This is a genomic window from Pseudomonas sp. FP1742, assembly GCF_030687145.1.
Lineage (GTDB): Bacteria > Pseudomonadota > Gammaproteobacteria > Pseudomonadales > Pseudomonadaceae > Aquipseudomonas > Aquipseudomonas frederiksbergensis_D.
Genome location: NZ_CP117460.1, coordinates 619,945 through 635,480 on the forward strand (window position 1 = coordinate 619,945; position 15,536 = coordinate 635,480).

The 15,536-nt window shown below is 60.9% G+C and carries 14 protein-coding genes; 13 read left to right on the forward strand and 1 reads right to left on the reverse strand.

Annotation, left to right across the window (positions count from 1 at the left end; translation table 11 throughout):
- The first annotated feature begins 31 nt into the window (after positions 1–31).
- Complete coding sequence (gene orn, locus PSH64_RS02710) at positions 32–574, forward strand: oligoribonuclease (protein ID WP_018928509.1); 543 nt, start codon at positions 32–34, stop codon at positions 572–574.
- Between the two features lie 200 nt (positions 575–774).
- Positions 775–1,386, forward strand: a complete 612-nt coding sequence (locus PSH64_RS02715; RefSeq protein ID WP_105340482.1) for a trimeric intracellular cation channel family protein — start codon at positions 775–777, stop codon at positions 1,384–1,386.
- 27 nt (positions 1,387–1,413) lie between these two features.
- Here PSH64_RS02715 and queG read toward each other — a convergent pair whose 3' ends face one another.
- Positions 1,414–2,478, reverse strand: a complete 1,065-nt coding sequence (queG, locus tag PSH64_RS02720) for a tRNA epoxyqueuosine(34) reductase QueG (protein WP_105340481.1) — start codon at positions 2,476–2,478, stop codon at positions 1,414–1,416.
- Positions 2,479–2,541: 63 nt separating this feature from the next.
- Between queG and PSH64_RS02725 the strand changes: the two genes are divergently transcribed.
- From PSH64_RS02725 to PSH64_RS02775, 11 genes are all read left to right on the forward strand, one after another.
- On the forward strand, positions 2,542–4,041 hold the full coding sequence (locus PSH64_RS02725; RefSeq protein ID WP_305479851.1) for an NAD(P)H-hydrate dehydratase: 1,500 nt from the start codon (positions 2,542–2,544) through the stop codon (positions 4,039–4,041).
- A complete protein-coding gene (gene tsaE, locus PSH64_RS02730; protein ID WP_105340479.1) occupies positions 4,029–4,499 on the forward strand; it encodes a tRNA (adenosine(37)-N6)-threonylcarbamoyltransferase complex ATPase subunit type 1 TsaE in 471 nt (156 codons plus the stop codon). The genes PSH64_RS02725 and tsaE overlap by 13 nt, the downstream gene beginning before the upstream one ends.
- Entirely contained in the window at positions 4,500–5,930 is a 1,431-nt protein-coding gene (locus PSH64_RS02735; protein ID WP_105340478.1) for an N-acetylmuramoyl-L-alanine amidase, read from the forward strand.
- Positions 5,927–7,837, forward strand: coding sequence for a DNA mismatch repair endonuclease MutL (mutL, locus tag PSH64_RS02740; RefSeq protein ID WP_105340477.1), 1,911 nt, complete (start codon positions 5,927–5,929; stop codon positions 7,835–7,837). The genes PSH64_RS02735 and mutL overlap by 4 nt, the downstream gene beginning before the upstream one ends.
- Positions 7,837–8,808: a tRNA (adenosine(37)-N6)-dimethylallyltransferase MiaA gene (gene miaA / locus PSH64_RS02745; protein WP_105340476.1), complete on the forward strand. Its 972-nt coding sequence runs from the start codon at positions 7,837–7,839 to the stop codon at positions 8,806–8,808. The genes mutL and miaA overlap by 1 nt, the downstream gene beginning before the upstream one ends.
- Before the next feature lie 94 nt (positions 8,809–8,902).
- A complete protein-coding gene (gene hfq / locus PSH64_RS02750) occupies positions 8,903–9,163 on the forward strand; it encodes an RNA chaperone Hfq (RefSeq protein ID WP_007902656.1) in 261 nt (86 codons plus the stop codon).
- Positions 9,164–9,175: 12 nt separating this feature from the next.
- Positions 9,176–10,477, forward strand: a complete 1,302-nt coding sequence (gene hflX / locus PSH64_RS02755) for a ribosome rescue GTPase HflX (protein ID WP_105340475.1) — start codon at positions 9,176–9,178, stop codon at positions 10,475–10,477.
- Positions 10,478–10,573: 96 nt separating this feature from the next.
- Positions 10,574–11,746 carry an FtsH protease activity modulator HflK gene (hflK, locus tag PSH64_RS02760; RefSeq protein ID WP_105340474.1) on the forward strand — a complete coding sequence of 391 codons (1,173 nt, stop codon included), beginning with the start codon at positions 10,574–10,576 and terminating at the stop codon, positions 11,744–11,746.
- Complete coding sequence (hflC, locus tag PSH64_RS02765; protein WP_086944078.1) at positions 11,746–12,615, forward strand: protease modulator HflC; 870 nt, start codon at positions 11,746–11,748, stop codon at positions 12,613–12,615. Before hflK ends, hflC begins: the two co-directional genes overlap by 1 nt.
- Before the next feature lie 317 nt (positions 12,616–12,932).
- Complete coding sequence (locus PSH64_RS02770; RefSeq protein ID WP_305479852.1) at positions 12,933–14,120, forward strand: ATP phosphoribosyltransferase regulatory subunit; 1,188 nt, start codon at positions 12,933–12,935, stop codon at positions 14,118–14,120.
- A 54-nt stretch (positions 14,121–14,174) separates the two neighbouring features.
- Positions 14,175–15,467: an adenylosuccinate synthase gene (locus PSH64_RS02775; protein WP_105340473.1), complete on the forward strand. Its 1,293-nt coding sequence runs from the start codon at positions 14,175–14,177 to the stop codon at positions 15,465–15,467.
- Positions 15,468–15,536: the final 69 nt, after the last annotated feature.

The window sequence follows — 15,536 nt, forward strand, 5'->3', positions numbered from 1 at the left end:
AAACTGCGAACCTACGCCGAGGAGCCGACATATGCAGAACCCGCAGAACCTGATCTGGATCGACCTGGAAATGACCGGGCTGAACCCTGATACCGACGTCATCATCGAAATGGCCACCATCGTCACCGACAGTAATTTGAACACCTTGGCTGAAGGTCCGGTGATCGCCATCCATCACAGCGACGAGATCCTCGCCGGCATGGACGAGTGGAATACCCGTCAACACGGCGGCTCCGGGCTGACCCAACGGGTTCGCGACAGCCGCATCAGCATGGCCGAAGCAGAAGCGCAGACGATCGCCTTCCTGGAAAAATGGGTACCGAAGGGCAAGTCGCCGATCTGTGGCAATAGCATTTGCCAGGATCGTCGCTTCCTTTATACCCACATGAAATCCCTGGAAAGCTATTTCCACTACCGCAATCTCGACGTGTCGACCCTCAAAGAATTGGCCGCGCGCTGGGCACCGGACGTGCGCGACAGCTTCAAAAAGGGCAGCACGCACCTGGCCCTGGACGACATCCGCGAATCGATCGCCGAGCTGCAGCACTACCGCAAGAATTTCATCAAGTTCTGATTCAGCGGGGCCTGCACTGGCCTCATCGCGGGCAAGCCCGCTCCCACAAGGTTGTTCGCCGACCCTGTGGGAGCGGGCTTGCCCGCGATAGCGTCCGCCCAGTCACCCTGTGATTGTGCGAGGTGAAAGTTCTTGGGTGCGCTCTTTTGGTGCTTCAGTGAAGTGAGTAGACTGCGCGCCTTCTTGTAAGGACCGCCACCATGTTGCTGATGCTCTACCTGATCGCCATTACTGCCGAAGCCATGACTGGCGCCCTGTCTGCGGGCCGTCGCGGCATGGACTGGTTTGGCGTGGTATTGATTGCATGCGTCACGGCGTTGGGCGGCGGTTCGGTGCGCGATGTGTTGCTTGGCCATTACCCGCTGACCTGGGTCAAACACCCGGAATACCTGGTGCTGACGTCGATCGCAGCGATGTTCACCGTCTTCGCGGCGCGCTGGATGCGCCATCTGCGCTCGCTGTTTCTGGTGCTCGACGCCGTGGGCCTGGTGGCGTTCACCCTGATCGGCTGCATGACCGCCCTGGAAATGGGCCACGGCATGCTGGTGGCCTCGGTCAGCGGCGTGATCACCGGGGTATTCGGTGGCATTCTGCGGGACATCTTCTGCAACGACATCCCGCTGATCTTCCGCCGCGAACTCTACGCCAGCGTCTCGTTCGCCGCGGCATGGTGCTATCTGCTCTGCATCTACCTGCAATTACCCGGTGAACAGGCAATCCTGATCACCCTGTTCGGCGGCTTTCTGCTGCGCTTGCTGGCAATCCGTTTCCACTGGGAAATGCCCAAGTTTGTTTATAACGACGAGGCCTGACCAGATCCTTGCCTTTTAGGGGCGTTCCTACGCGAGGCCGTGTTGTTTCAGAGCCCATTCCACGTGTTCGCGCACCAGTTCCGACGGATAGTCCCGCCGGGCCTTCAGTGCCTCCAGCACCGGAATACTCGACGGCGCATTGCCCAGGCCGACCGCCAGATTGCGCAACCAGCGCTCGTAACCCGCACGTCTGAGCGGTGAGCCCTCGGTGCTGCTAAGGAATTTCTCTTCGTCCCACATGAACAGTTCGGCCAGCTCGGCGTTGTCCAGGTTGTGCCGGGGCTTGAAATCGCTTTCCCCGGAAGGTCGTGCGAAACGGTTCCAGGGGCAGACGATCTGGCAGTCATCGCAACCGAACACCCGATTGCCGATCAGCGGTCGCAAATCTTCAGGGATCGCGCTTTTCAGTTCGATGGTCAGGTACGAAATACAGCGCCGGGCGTCCAGCACATAGGGACCGACGAAGGCGTTGGTCGGGCAGATGTCCAGGCAGGCCGTGCAGCGACCGCAGTGTTCGGTGGCGTGGGGCGGGTCCACTGGTAGCGGCAGGTCGACGAACAGTTCGCTGAGGAAGAAGTAACTGCCGGCCTTGCGATTCAAGACCAGCGTGTTTTTGCCGATCCAGCCCAGGCCGGCCTGTTCGGCGATGGCCTTTTCCAGCACCGGGGCACTGTCGACGAAGGCGCGGTAGCCGAACGGGCCAATCACTGCCTGGATTTTTTCTGCCAGTTGTTGCACACGTTTACGAATTAATTTGTGGTAATCGCGGCCCAAGGCATAACGCGAGACGTAGGCTTTTTCCGGTTGGGCCAGCCGTTGCGCCATGTGCGTGTCGCCCGGCAGGTAGTCCATGCGCAGGGAAACCACCCGCAGGGTGCCCGGCACCAGCTCTTCCGGGTGCGAGCGTTTGCTGCCATGGGCGCCCATGTACTCCATTTCGCCGTGGTAGCCGGCGGCGAGCCAGCGTTCCAGGTGCTGCTCATGCTCGGCCAGGTCGAGGCCGCTGATGCCGACTTGCTGAAAGCCCAGCTCGCGGCCCCAGTCCTTGATGGATTGGGCGAGGGCGGGCAGGTCTGTGGTAATAGCGGGCATGAGGCGAGAGAAACCGGAGCTGAGATGCGTATAATTCTGCCAGACATCGGAGCCTGAAGACGCATGCCGCACACTAAAGATGAATTACCCGACGCGCTGTATGGTGCCGCCCAAGTCCGAGGGCTCGATGCGAGCCTGATCGCGGCCGGCACACCGGGCTTTGAATTGATGCAGCGTGCGGCGCGGGCGACCTGGCGTGCGCTGGTCCGCCATTGGCCGACGGCACACGAATTGAGCGTGGTGGCCGGCCACGGCAATAACGCGGGCGACGGTTATCTGGTGGCGGTGCTGGCCCGACGCGCCGGCTGGCATGTGCGGGTATTGGCGGCTGGCGACCCAGGGCGTTTGCAAGGCGATGCCGCGTCGGCCCATGCCGAGGCGGTGGCCGAAGGTGTCGCCATTCAAAGCTGGAGCCCGCACTCCGAATTACGCGGCATTGTGCTGGACGCCTTGCTCGGCACCGGCCTGACCGGGGAAGTGCGCGAGCCGTACGCCAGCGTCATCGCCACGATCAACGCCAGTGGGCTACCGGTTGCGGCGGTGGATATCCCCTCGGGGCTGTGCGCCGATACGGGGCGCCAGCTCGGCGTGGCGGTGCGAGCCGACCTGACGGTGACGTTCATCGGTTTGAAACTGGGGCTGTTCACCGGTGACGCTGCCGACTTGGTGGGCGATTTGGTCTTCAACGATCTGCAAGCCGCCCCCGAGACATATATAGGGGCCGAGATCAGTGCCTGTCGCCTGACGGCCGGTAATGTGCCGCGTCTGGCGGGTCGAGCGCCAACCGCCCACAAAGGCAAGTTCGGCCACGTATTGCTCATCGGCGGGGATCGCGGTTTTGGCGGCGCCATCCTGCTCAGCGCACAAAGTGCCCTGCGCAGCGGTGCCGGCATGGTGTCCGTGGCTACCCGCAGCGAACATGTCCCCGCCGCCCTGGCGCGTTTACCTGAAGCCATGGTGCTCGGCACGTCGTCGGCCAATCAGTTGATGGGCCTGCTGCACAAGGCCACCGTGCTGGTGGTCGGCCCGGGGCTGGGGCAGGCCGCCTGGGGGCGCAGTCTGTTGTCGGCCGCGGCCAATGCATCAGTGCCACAAGTCTGGGATGCCGATGCGCTGAACCTGTTGGCCGAAGGTGGCGTGAGCTTGCCTGCAGGCTGTGTCATCACCCCGCATCCGGGCGAAGCGGCGCGATTACTGGGAATATCGACGGTCGAGGTTCAGGCCGACCGCCCGGCTGCGGCCCATGCGTTGAGCAAAAAATATACAGCGGTGGTGGTGCTCAAGGGCTCCGGCAGTTTGATCGCCAGCCCCGATGGGCGTCTGGCGTTGTCTCATCAGGGCCATCCGGCCATGGCCAGCGCGGGCTTGGGCGATGTGTTGGCTGGTCTGCTCGGCGCCTTGCTCGCTCAGGGCATGGACGCGTATGACGCGGCGTGCCTGGCGGTCTGGCTGCACGCCAATGCCGGCGAGCAACAAGGTAAATTCGGCCGCGGGCTGGCGGCCAGTGATCTGATTCCAGCCATTCGTCAGTTGTTGGAGGAGCAAGCGCCGTGTCTGAAGTAACCCTGTACTTGGCCGATGAACAGGCCATGAGCGATTTTGGCGCACGTATCGCCAAAACCACCGGAGGGCACGGTCTGATCTTTCTTGAGGGGGATCTGGGCGCGGGGAAAACCACGCTGTCCCGGGGCATCATTCGTGGCCTGGGGCACACCGGCGCGGTAAAAAGTCCGACCTTCACCCTGGTCGAGCCTTACGAGATCGGCGACGTCCGCGCCTTCCATTTCGACTTATATCGATTGGTCGACCCCGAGGAGCTGGAGTACCTCGGCATCCGCGACTATTTCGATGACGACGCATTATGTCTTATTGAATGGCCCCAGAAGGGTGCAGGCTTTTTGCCAAAGCCCGACCTGACCATTACCATTAGCCCGCAAGACAGCGGGCGTTCGCTGAAAATTTTGCCCCAGGGCTCGCGTGGCGAGTCGTGGTGTGCCGCTTTGGCATTGGAATCCAATTAAATGATGGGGTTAGGTATGCGCTTTCGCGCGTTGGTTGCTGCCGTAGGGGTGTTGTTTTTGGCGGTGACCGTCGACGCTGTGGCCGAGACCAAGGTCAACAGTGTTCGCCTGTGGCGGGCGCCGGACAACACTCGACTGGTGTTCGACCTGACGGGACCAGTCCAACACAGCGTCTTCACCCTGAGCGCGCCGGACCGGCTGGTGATCGACATTAATGGCGCGACACTGGGTTCGCCACTGAACGTCTCTACTGCCAACACCCCGATTACGGCAATGCGTTCGGCCCAGCGCACGCCGACCGATCTGCGGGTGGTCATCGACCTGAAAAAAGCCGTCACACCGAAAAGCTTCACCCTGGCGCCGAATGCCCAATACGGCAATCGCCTGGTAGTCGACCTGTTCGACAACCCGTCCGACGCCGCGCCACCGCCTGCACCAACGCCATCTGTGGCCACGTTGCCCGCTGTGCCCGTCACACCATCCGAGCCTTCGCTCAAACTGCCGCCCGCTCCGGCCGGCAAGCGCGACATCATCGTGGTGATCGATGCCGGCCACGGTGGCGAAGACCCGGGCGCCTCGGGCTCTCGCGGTCAGCGTGAAAAAGACGTGGTGCTGGCCATCGCCCGCGAGCTGCAGCGGCAGGTCAATGGCATGAAAGGTTTCCGTGCGGAACTGACCCGTACCGGCGACTACTTCATTCCGTTGCGTGGCCGTACTGAAATCGCCCGCAAGAAAGGCGCCGACCTGTTCGTCTCGATCCACGCCGACGCCGCGCCTTCAGCGGCCGCGTTCGGTGCGTCGGTGTTCGCGCTGTCCGACCGTGGCGCTACGTCGGAGACCGCCCGTTGGCTGGCCGACAGCGAAAACCGTTCCGACTTGATCGGCGGTGCCGGCAACGTCAGCCTTGACGACAAAGACCGGATGCTGGCCGGCGTGCTGCTCGACCTGTCGATGACCGCTTCCCTGACCTCCAGCCTGAACGTTGGCCAGAAGGTTCTGAGCAACATCGGTCGTGTCACGCCGCTGCACAAACAGCGCGTGGAACAAGCCGGATTCATGGTGTTGAAGTCGCCGGACATCCCCTCGATCCTGGTGGAAACCGGGTTCATCTCCAACGCCAACGAAGCTTCGAAACTCGCGGCATCGAGCCACCAGCAGGCGCTGGCGCGCTCCATCAGCAGCGGCGTGCGGCAGTTCTTCCAGCAGAACCCGCCGCCGGGCACCTACATTGCCTGGCTGCGTGATTCCGGCAAGATCGCCCAAGGCCCGCGTGACCATCGCGTGAGCCCCGGCGAAACCCTGGCGATGATCGCCGTGCGTTATCAGGTGTCCGCGGCCACCTTGCGCAGCGCCAACAACTTGCAAAGTGACGAGTTGAAAATCGGTCAGACGTTGACCATTCCCGGCACAGAACTGGCGGCCAAAGAATGAACCAGGTGCTGACCAACACGGCGCGTATCGAGCTACTCAGCCCGCGGCTGGCGAACCAGATCGCCGCCGGTGAAGTGGTTGAACGCCCGGCCTCGGTGATCAAGGAGTTGCTGGAAAACAGCCTCGACTCCGGCGCCAGGCGCATTGATGTCGATGTGGAGCAGGGCGGCGTCAAGCTGCTGCGGGTGCGCGACGATGGCAGCGGCATTTCCGCCGATGACCTGCCCCTGGCCCTGGCCCGTCACGCCACCAGCAAGATTCGCAACCTGGAAGACCTCGAACAGGTCATGAGCTTGGGGTTTCGTGGTGAGGCGCTGGCCTCCATCAGTTCCGTGGCGCGTCTGACCCTGACTTCCCGCACTCGCGATGCCGATCAGGCCTGGCAAGTGGAAACCGAAGGCCGGGACATGGCGCCCCGCGTGCAACCGGCGGCCCATCCGGTGGGCACTTCGGTGGAAGTGCGCGATTTGTTCTTCAATACCCCGGCGCGCCGCAAGTTTCTCAAGACCGAAAAAACCGAATTCGATCACCTGCAAGAAGTGATCAAGCGTCTGGCGCTGGCGCGGTTCGATGTGGCGTTCCATCTGCGCCATAACGGCAAAACCATCCTCAGCCTGCACGAAGCCCATGATGACGCGGCCCGCGCCCGGCGTGTGGCGGCGATCTGCGGGGCGGGCTTTCTGGAGCAGGCGCTGCCGATCGAAATCGAACGCAATGGCCTGCATTTGTGGGGTTGGGTCGGGTTGCCGACCTTCAACCGCAGCCAGGCGGATTTGCAGTATTTCTTTGTGAATGGCCGTGCCGTGCGCGACAAACTGGTGGCGCACGCGGTGCGTCAGGCTTATCGCGACGTGTTGTTCAACGGTCGGCACCCGACATTCGTGCTGTTTTTCGAAGTCGATCCGGCGGGCGTCGACGTCAACGTGCACCCGACCAAACACGAAGTGCGTTTCCGTGACGGGCGCATGGTTCACGATTTCCTTTACGGCACTTTGCACCGCGCCTTGGGCGATGTGCGTCCGGAAGACCAGTTGGCCGCGCCTGTCGCGACAGCCATGGTCCGACCGAGCGGGATCGAAGCCGGCGAGTTTGGTCCGCAGGGCGAGATGCGTCTGGCGGCTAACGCGTTGCTGGAACAGCCTCAGGCCCAACCGTCGTTCAACACTCCGGCCGGCTCCGGCGCTGGCGCGGGTTATCAGTATCAATACACGCCGAGGCCTCAGTCCGGCGTGCCCGTCGCTGAAGCCCAGGCGGCCTATCGCGAATTCTTCGCGCCGTTACCCGAAGCCAACGCAGTCGCGCTGCCGGCCGGGCAAGATGACATTCCGCCGTTGGGCTATGCACTGGCGCAGCTCAAGGGCATCTACATTCTTTCGGAAAACGCCCAAGGCCTGGTGTTGGTGGACATGCATGCCGCCCATGAGCGGATCATGTACGAACGCCTGAAAGTCGCCATGGCCAGCGAAGGCCTGAGCGGTCAGCCGTTGCTGGTGCCGGAATCCCTGGCGGTCAGCCAGCGCGAAGCCGATTGCGCCGAAGAAAACGTCGCCTGGTTCCAGCGGCTGGGCTTTGAATTGCAGCGCCTTGGCCCGGAAACCCTGGCGATTCGGCAAATCCCCGCGTTGCTGAAACAGGCCGAGGCCAACCGACTGGTTAGCGATGTGCTGGCGGATTTGATGGAATACGGCACCAGCGACCGTATTCAGGCGCACCTGAACGAACTGCTCGGCACCATGGCCTGCCACGGCGCGATTCGTGCGAATCGGCGCCTGGCCTTGCCGGAAATGAACGGTCTGCTGCGGGACATGGAAAACACCGAACGCAGCGGCCAATGCAACCATGGCCGACCGACCTGGACCCAGCTGGGCCTGGACGATCTGGACAAACTGTTCTTGCGCGGTCGTTGATGAGCCAGTTCCCTCCCGCGATTTTCCTGATGGGGCCGACGGCTGCCGGCAAGACCGACCTGGCCATCGAACTCACCAAGGTACTGCCTTGCGAGCTGATCAGCGTCGATTCGGCGCTGGTTTATCGCGGCATGGACATCGGCACCGCCAAACCCTCCAAAGAGATTCTGGCCGAATTCCCGCACCGTCTGATCGATATCCTCGATCCGGCCGAGAGTTATTCCGCCGCGGATTTCCGCCACGATGCGCTGCAAGCCATGGCCGAGATCACCGCACGGGGCAACATTCCGCTGCTGGTGGGCGGTACAATGCTCTATTACAAGGCTTTGCTCGAAGGTCTGGCAGACATGCCGGCGGCCGATCCGGCCGTTCGCGCGCAAATCGAAGAAGAGGCTGCACGCCTTGGCTGGCAGGCCCTGCACGATCAATTGGCGGTAATCGATCCGCAATCTGCGGCACGTATTCACCCGAACGATCCGCAGCGCCTCAGTCGTGCACTGGAAGTTTATCGCGTCAGTGGTCAGAGCATGACTGAGCTACGCTTGCGACAATCTGCGCAAAGTACTGAAGCAGCCGCTTCGGGACTGCAACAATTGCCCTATACTGTCGCGAACTTGGCCATCGCTCCGGCAAATCGCCAAGTACTGCACGAGCGCATTAAACAAAGATTCACAAATATGTTGGAACAGGGATTCATAGACGAGGTCGTAGCCCTGCGAGATAGAGGTGACCTGCATTCAGGGTTGCCGTCTATACGTGCTGTAGGCTATCGACAAGTCTGGGATTACCTGGATGGCAAGCTGACGCAAGCCGAGATGCAGGAGCGTGGAATCATTGCCACGCGCCAATTGGCGAAACGTCAGTTCACCTGGCTGCGCAGTTGGGCTGATTTACACTGGTTGGACAGCCTCGATTGCGACAATCTGCCGCGCGCCTTGAAATACCTCGGGACCATCTCCATATTGAGCTGAGTCCTTGCAATTGCCGTCTATCCTTGGGGGTGTGACGGCCCCAAGCCATCTGTTTACCTATTTTTTATATTGAATCCTTAAAGGAGTGCGGCACATGTCAAAAGGGCATTCGCTACAAGACCCTTACTTGAATACTTTACGTAAAGAGAAAGTGGGGGTTTCCATCTACCTGGTCAACGGGATCAAACTGCAAGGCACGATCGAGTCTTTCGACCAGTTCGTTATCCTGCTGAAAAACACCGTTAGCCAGATGGTTTACAAACACGCTATCTCTACAGTGGTGCCGGTTCGTCCAATTCGTCTGCCTAGCGCAACCGAATCCGAAGCAGGTGACGCTGAGCCAGGTAACGCCTGATAGGAGTCTCCTTTGTTCTTTGAGCGCCACGGTGGTGGTGAGCGGACAATTCTCGTTCACTTGGATGGTCAGGACCCTGAGGCGCGCGAAGATCCGCAGGAGTTTCAGGAGTTGGCAATTTCGGCTGGTGCCGAGACCGTCGCGTTTTTTAACGTGCCGCGTCATCGGCCAACCGCCAAAACCCTGATCAGCAGCGGCAAGGTCGAAGAGTTACGCGACCTGGTCAAAGCCGAACAGGTTGATCTGGTGATTTTCAATCACATCCTCACGCCCAGTCAGGAACGTAACCTCGAACGTATTTTCGAGTGTCGCGTGATCGATCGCACGGGGCTGATTCTCGATATCTTCGCCCAACGCGCCCGCACCCATGAAGGCAAGCTGCAGGTCGAACTGGCCCAGCTTGAGTACATGAGTACGCGGCTGGTTCGCGGCTGGACTCACCTTGAGCGGCAGAAGGGCGGTATCGGTCTGCGCGGCCCGGGTGAAACCCAGCTGGAAACCGACCGGCGCCTGTTGCGGGTTCGCCTGCGGCAGATCAAGGGGCGCCTGGAAAAGGTCCGCAGCCAGCGCGAGCAGTCTCGTCGCGGGCGCAAACGTGCTGACATTCCGACGGTTTCACTGGTGGGCTATACCAACGCCGGCAAATCGACGCTGTTCAACTCGGTCACCGATTCCGACGTCTTCGCCGCCAACCAGCTATTCGCGACCCTCGACCCGACTTTGCGCCGACTCGAACTCGATGACCTCGGGCCGATCGTGCTGGCCGACACCGTGGGCTTCATTCGCCACTTGCCGCACAAACTGGTCGAGGCATTTCGGGCTACGCTCGAAGAGTCGAGCAACTCCGACCTGCTGCTGCACGTGATCGATGCGCACGAGCCTGAACGCATGGCCCAGATCGAACAGGTCATGGTGGTGCTCCAGGAGATCGGAGCACAAGACTTGCCGATCCTTGAGGTATACAACAAACTCGATTTGCTCGAGGGGGTTGAGCCGCAGATCCAGCGCGATGCCGATGGCAAGCCGCAGCGGGTCTGGTTGTCGGCCAAGGACGGTACCGGTCTGGACTTGCTCAGGCAGGCCGTGGCGGAACTGTTGGGCAGTGATTTGTTTGTTGGCACCTTGCGCTTGCCGCAACGTTTTGCTCGACTGCGTGCGCAGTTTTTCGAACTCGGTGCGGTGCAAAAAGAAGAACACGACGAAGAAGGCATCAGCCTGCTGGCCGTTCGCTTGCCACGGATCGAATTGAATCGACTCGTGAGCCGCGAGGGTTTGCAACCGATGGAATTCATCGAGCAACACACTTTGCAATAAAAGCCTGAGAAAGCGGTTGTGCCGCGGTGACAGGCATTCTGTAGCATTGGTCGGCGCGCCGTGGGTGCGTCTTTGCTTTATCAGATGGAGAGCGCTATGGCTTGGAATGAGCCGGGTGGCAACTCGAATAATCAGGATCCTTGGGGTGGCAAGCGCCGCAATAATGGCGACCGCAAGGGACCACCGGATCTCGACGAGGCCTTCCGAAAGCTGCAGGAAAGCCTGAACGGGTTGTTCGGTGGTGGCAAGAAACGCGGTGACGAGGGCGGTGGTCCGGGCAAGAGTGGCGGCTTTGGCGGCCTGCTCGGCATCGGTCTGACCGTGCTGGCGGCCGTGTGGCTGTACAGCGCTGTATACGTGGTCGACGAGCAGGAGCAGGCCGTGGTGCTGCGCTTCGGCAAATACTATGAAACCGTCGGCCCGGGCCTGAACATCTATTTCCCGCCGATCGATCGCAAGTACCTGGAAAACGTCACGCGTGAGCGTGCCTACACCAAGCAGGGTCAAATGCTGACTGAAGACGAAAACATCGTCGAAGTGCCGCTGACCGTGCAGTACAAGATCAGCAACCTGCAGGACTTCGTGCTGAACGTCGATCAGCCGGAAATCAGCCTGCAGCATGCGACCGACAGTGCCTTGCGCCACGTGGTGGGTTCTACCGCCATGGATCAGGTGCTGACCGAAGGTCGTGAATTGATGGCCAGCGAAATCAAGGAGCGTCTGCAACGTTTCCTCGATACCTATCGCACCGGTATCACCGTCACTCAGGTCAACGTGCAGAGTGCTGCCGCACCGCGTGAAGTCCAGGAAGCCTTCGATGACGTGATCCGCGCCCGTGAAGACGAGCAGCGTTCGCGTAACCAGGCTGAAACCTATGCCAACGGCGTCGTGCCGGAAGCCCGTGGTCAGGCCCAGCGCATCCTCGAGGATGCCAACGGTTACCGCGACGAGACCGTCTCCCGCGCCAAGGGTGAGGCTGACCGCTTCACCAAGCTGGTGGCCGAGTACCGCAAGGCGCCTGAAGTTACCCGTCAGCGTCTGTACCTGGACACCATGCAGGAAATCTTCAGCAACACCAGCAAGGTTCTCGTGACCGGCAACAAGAATGGCCAGAGCAATCTGCTGTATCTGCCGCTGGACAAGATGGTCGAGGATGGTCGCCGCACCAGCGCTCCGGTGACCGGCGCGGCAGCCAGCAGCAATGAAGTGAATGTGCGTGCGGCAGCTGATCTGCAGCAACAGCAGGCACGTACCAGGGAGAGTCGCTGATGAGCAATAAATCGCTGATCGCCCTTATTATCGGCGTCGTCGTGGCGATCGTTGCCTGGAACTGCTTCTACATCGTGGCTCAGACCGAGCGCGCGGTGTTGCTGCAGTTCGGTCGCGTGGTCCAGGCCGATGTTCAGCCGGGCCTGCATGTGAAAGTGCCTTACGTCAACAAGGTGCGCATATTCGACGCGCGCCTGATGACGCTGGATGCACCGACGCAGCGCTTCCTGACGCTGGAAAAGAAAGCCGTGATGGTCGATGCCTATGCCAAATGGCGCGTGAAGGATGCCGAGCGCTTCTACACCGCGACTTCCGGCCTCAAGCAGATTGCCGACGAACGTCTGTCCCGTCGTCTGGAGTCGGGCCTGCGTGACCAGTTCGGTAAGCGCACCCTGCACGAAGTCGTGTCCGGTGAGCGTGATGCGCTGATGGCGGACATCACCGCTTCGCTGAACAAGATGGCGGAAAAAGAGCTGGGCATTGAAGTTGTCGATGTCCGGGTCAAGGCCATCGACCTGCCGAAGGAAGTGAACCGCAGCGTGTTCGAGCGTATGAGCACCGAACGTGAGCGTGAAGCCCGCGAACACCGCGCCAAGGGTAACGAGCTGGCCGAAGGCATCCGTGCCGATGCCGATCGTCAACGCCGCGTGCTGCTGGCTGAAGCCTATCGTGAATCCGAAGAGGTTCGTGGTGATGGTGACGCCCAGGCAGCTGCGATCTACTCCAAGGCATACGGTCAGGATCAGGAGTTCTACGCGTTCTACCGTAGCCTGCGCGCCTACCGTGAAAGCTTCGCGAACAAATCCGACGTCATGGTCCTGGACCCGAGCAGTGACTTCTTCCGCTACCTGGAAAAAGCCAAGCCTTGATACGGCGTTGACCTGAATCATCCCCCGCTTGGCGGCTAAAGCCTCGGGCGGGGTGATCCTTTGGGAAAACGTGTGTATGATGCGGCAGCCGGGAAATTCCCGGCTTTTTTGCGTCTGCACGTTTGATTGCTGTTTTTATGCAGGCGCCCGAGTTGAATGACTCGACAGGTTTTTCGAGGAAAGTGGTTGGCGAAGCCGGTTACAGGCTGTTCGCCACGTTGTTCATGCGCGGGGTTTGTGCGCATGAACCGATCATTTTCTGCTTCACTCAAGGCTCGCCCAAAGGCTGGCTGCCCGGATCATAGGGGAATGGCGTAATGGCAACGGTAGACCGCTGGCTGCTGCCAGATGGCATCGAAGAAGTACTGCCACCGGAGGCTGCGCGCATTGAAGTTGCGCGTCGCCAGGTGTTGGATCTGTTCCAGAGCTGGGGTTACGAGTTTGTCGTGACCCCCCATATCGAGTACCTGGAATCCCTGCTGACCGGCGCAGGCCAGGACCTCGATCTGCGCACCTTCAAGGTCATCGACCCGCAGTCGGGTCGGCAGATGGGTTTCCGTGCCGACATCACGCCACAAGTGGCACGCATCGATGCGCACACCCTGCGTCGCGAAGGCCCGAGCCGTCTGTGCTATGCCGGTAGCGTGCTGCATGCTCAGCCGCGTGCCTTGTCGTCCTCGCGCAGCCCGATTCAACTGGGCGCCGAGTTGTACGGCGATGCCAGCCCGAGCAGCGACGTGGAAGTCATCAGCCTGATGCTGGCCATGCTGCAACTGGCCGATGTGCCGGATGTACACATGGACCTCGGTCATGTCGGCATCTACCGTGGCCTGGCCCGTGCCGCCGGTTTGTCCGGCGAAGTCGAGCAACAGTTGTTCGATGCTTTGCAACGTAAAGCCATCGACGAGGTCATTACCTTGACCGAAGGCCTGCCTGCCGATTTGTCGGGCATGCTGCGGGCGCTGGTCGACCTGTGTGGCGGGCGTGAAGTGTTGAGTGCTGCCCGCGAGCGTCTGGCCAATGCGCCAGCGGCTGTTCTGGCGGCGCTGGACGACTTGCTGGCCATTGCCGAACGCCTGTCCACGCGTTTTCCGGAGTTGCCGTTGTACTTCGACCTGGGCGAGTTGCGCGGCTACCACTACCACACCGGTGTGGTGTTCGCTGTGTTCGTACCGGGTGTCGGCCAGTCCATCGCTCAGGGCGGTCGTTACGACGACATCGGCGCCGACTTCGGCCGCGCCCGTCCGGCGACGGGTTTCTCCACCGATTTGAAAACCCTGGTGACCCTGGGGCGTGCTGAGATCGAGTTACCGTCTGGCGGTATCTGGATGCCTGACAGTACGGATGCAGCACTCTGGCAGCAGGTTTGCCAGTTGCGCAGTGAGGGTCAGCGTGTCGTTCAGGCATTGCCTGGGCAACCTTTGGCCGCCGCCCGTGAAGCGGACTGCGACCGGCAATTGATTCAGCAGAACGGGCTTTGGCAAGTATCGCCACTGGCTTCTTGAGTTTTCCTGCCGGCCGCCGCCGGCACCAAGTTTGCGCGAATGAGGACAAGTGTTATGGGTAAGAATGTCGTAGTCCTGGGCACCCAATGGGGTGATGAGGGCAAAGGCAAGATCGTTGATCTGCTGACCGAACATGCTGCCGCCGTAGTGCGCTACCAAGGTGGCCACAACGCTGGCCACACCCTGGTGATCGACGGCGAAAAAACCGTCTTGCACCTGATTCCGTCGGGCGTGCTGCGCGAAGGCGTGCAGTGCCTGATCGGTAACGGCGTGGTGGTTGCACCCGATGCCCTGCTGCGGGAAATCATCAAGCTGGAAGAGAAAGGCGTACCGGTGCGCGAGCGCCTGCGTATCAGCCCGTCCTGCCCGCTGATCCTGTCCTACCACGTAGCGCTGGACCAGGCCCGTGAAAAGGCCCGTGGCGAGCTGAAGATCGGCACCACCGGTCGCGGCATCGGCCCGGCTTACGAAGACAAGGTTGCCCGTCGCGGTCTGCGCATCGGTGACCTGTTCCACCGCGAGCGTTTCGCCGCCAAGCTGGGCGAGTTGCTGGATTACCACAACTTCGTACTGGTCAATTACTACAAAGAGCCTGCGATCGACTTCCAGAAGACACTCGACGAGTGCATGGAATACGCCGAGCTGCTCAAACCGATGATGCTCGACGTCACCGCCGAACTGCATAACCTGCGTCGCGACGGCAAAGACATCATGTTCGAAGGCGCCCAGGGCTCCCTGCTGGACATCGACCACGGTACCTACCCATACGTGACCAGCTCCAACACCACCGCGGGCGGCATCGCTACCGGTTCGGGTTTTGGTCCGATGTACCTGGATTACATCCTCGGCATCACCAAGGCCTACACCACCCGTGTCGGTTCGGGTCCGTTCCCGACTGAGCTGTTCGATGACGTAGGTGCTTTCCTCGCCAAGCGTGGTCACGAGTTCGGCGCTACCACCGGTCGTGCCCGTCGTTGCGGCTGGTTCGACGCCGTCATCCTGCGTCGCGCCATCGACGTCAACAGCATTTCGGGCCTGTGCCTGACCAAGCTGGACGTGCTGGACGGTCTGGAAACCATCAACATCTGCGTAGGCTACAAGAACCAGGATGGTGCGGTGATCGACGCACCGACTGACGCCGATAGCTACATCGGCCTGGAGCCGGTGTACGAGCAAATGCCAGGCTGGACCGAATCCACCGTCGGTGCCAAGACCCTGGAAGAGCTGCCTCAGGCTGCACGCAACTACATCAAACGCGTTGAAGAGTTGGTCGGTGCGCCGATCGACATTATTTCGACGGGCCCGGACCGCAACGAAACCATCGTTCTGCGTCACCCGTTCGCTTAATAAGTCGTTGATGTAAAACACAAAGGCCCCTTCATCGGGGCCTTTGTCGTTTATGCCTGTCGCACGGCA

Bases quoted from the DNA above. Each gene is read 5' to 3' on its own strand.
- orn (WP_018928509.1), top strand. From the start codon at position 32: ATGCAGAACCCGCAGAACCTGATCTGGATCGACCTGGAAATGACCGGG.
- PSH64_RS02715 (WP_105340482.1), top strand. From the start codon at position 775: ATGTTGCTGATGCTCTACCTGATCGCCATTACTGCCGAAGCCATGACT.
- queG (WP_105340481.1), bottom strand. From the start codon at position 2,478: ATGCCCGCTATTACCACAGACCTGCCCGCCCTCGCCCAATCCATCAAG.
- PSH64_RS02725 (WP_305479851.1), top strand. From the start codon at position 2,542: ATGCCGCACACTAAAGATGAATTACCCGACGCGCTGTATGGTGCCGCC.
- PSH64_RS02735 (WP_105340478.1), top strand. From the start codon at position 4,500: ATGATGGGGTTAGGTATGCGCTTTCGCGCGTTGGTTGCTGCCGTAGGG.
- mutL (WP_105340477.1), top strand. From the start codon at position 5,927: ATGAACCAGGTGCTGACCAACACGGCGCGTATCGAGCTACTCAGCCCG.
- miaA (WP_105340476.1), top strand. From the start codon at position 7,837: ATGAGCCAGTTCCCTCCCGCGATTTTCCTGATGGGGCCGACGGCTGCC.
- hfq (WP_007902656.1), top strand. From the start codon at position 8,903: ATGTCAAAAGGGCATTCGCTACAAGACCCTTACTTGAATACTTTACGT.
- hflK (WP_105340474.1), top strand. From the start codon at position 10,574: ATGGCTTGGAATGAGCCGGGTGGCAACTCGAATAATCAGGATCCTTGG.
- hflC (WP_086944078.1), top strand. From the start codon at position 11,746: ATGAGCAATAAATCGCTGATCGCCCTTATTATCGGCGTCGTCGTGGCG.
- PSH64_RS02770 (WP_305479852.1), top strand. From the start codon at position 12,933: ATGGCAACGGTAGACCGCTGGCTGCTGCCAGATGGCATCGAAGAAGTA.
- PSH64_RS02775 (WP_105340473.1), top strand. From the start codon at position 14,175: ATGGGTAAGAATGTCGTAGTCCTGGGCACCCAATGGGGTGATGAGGGC.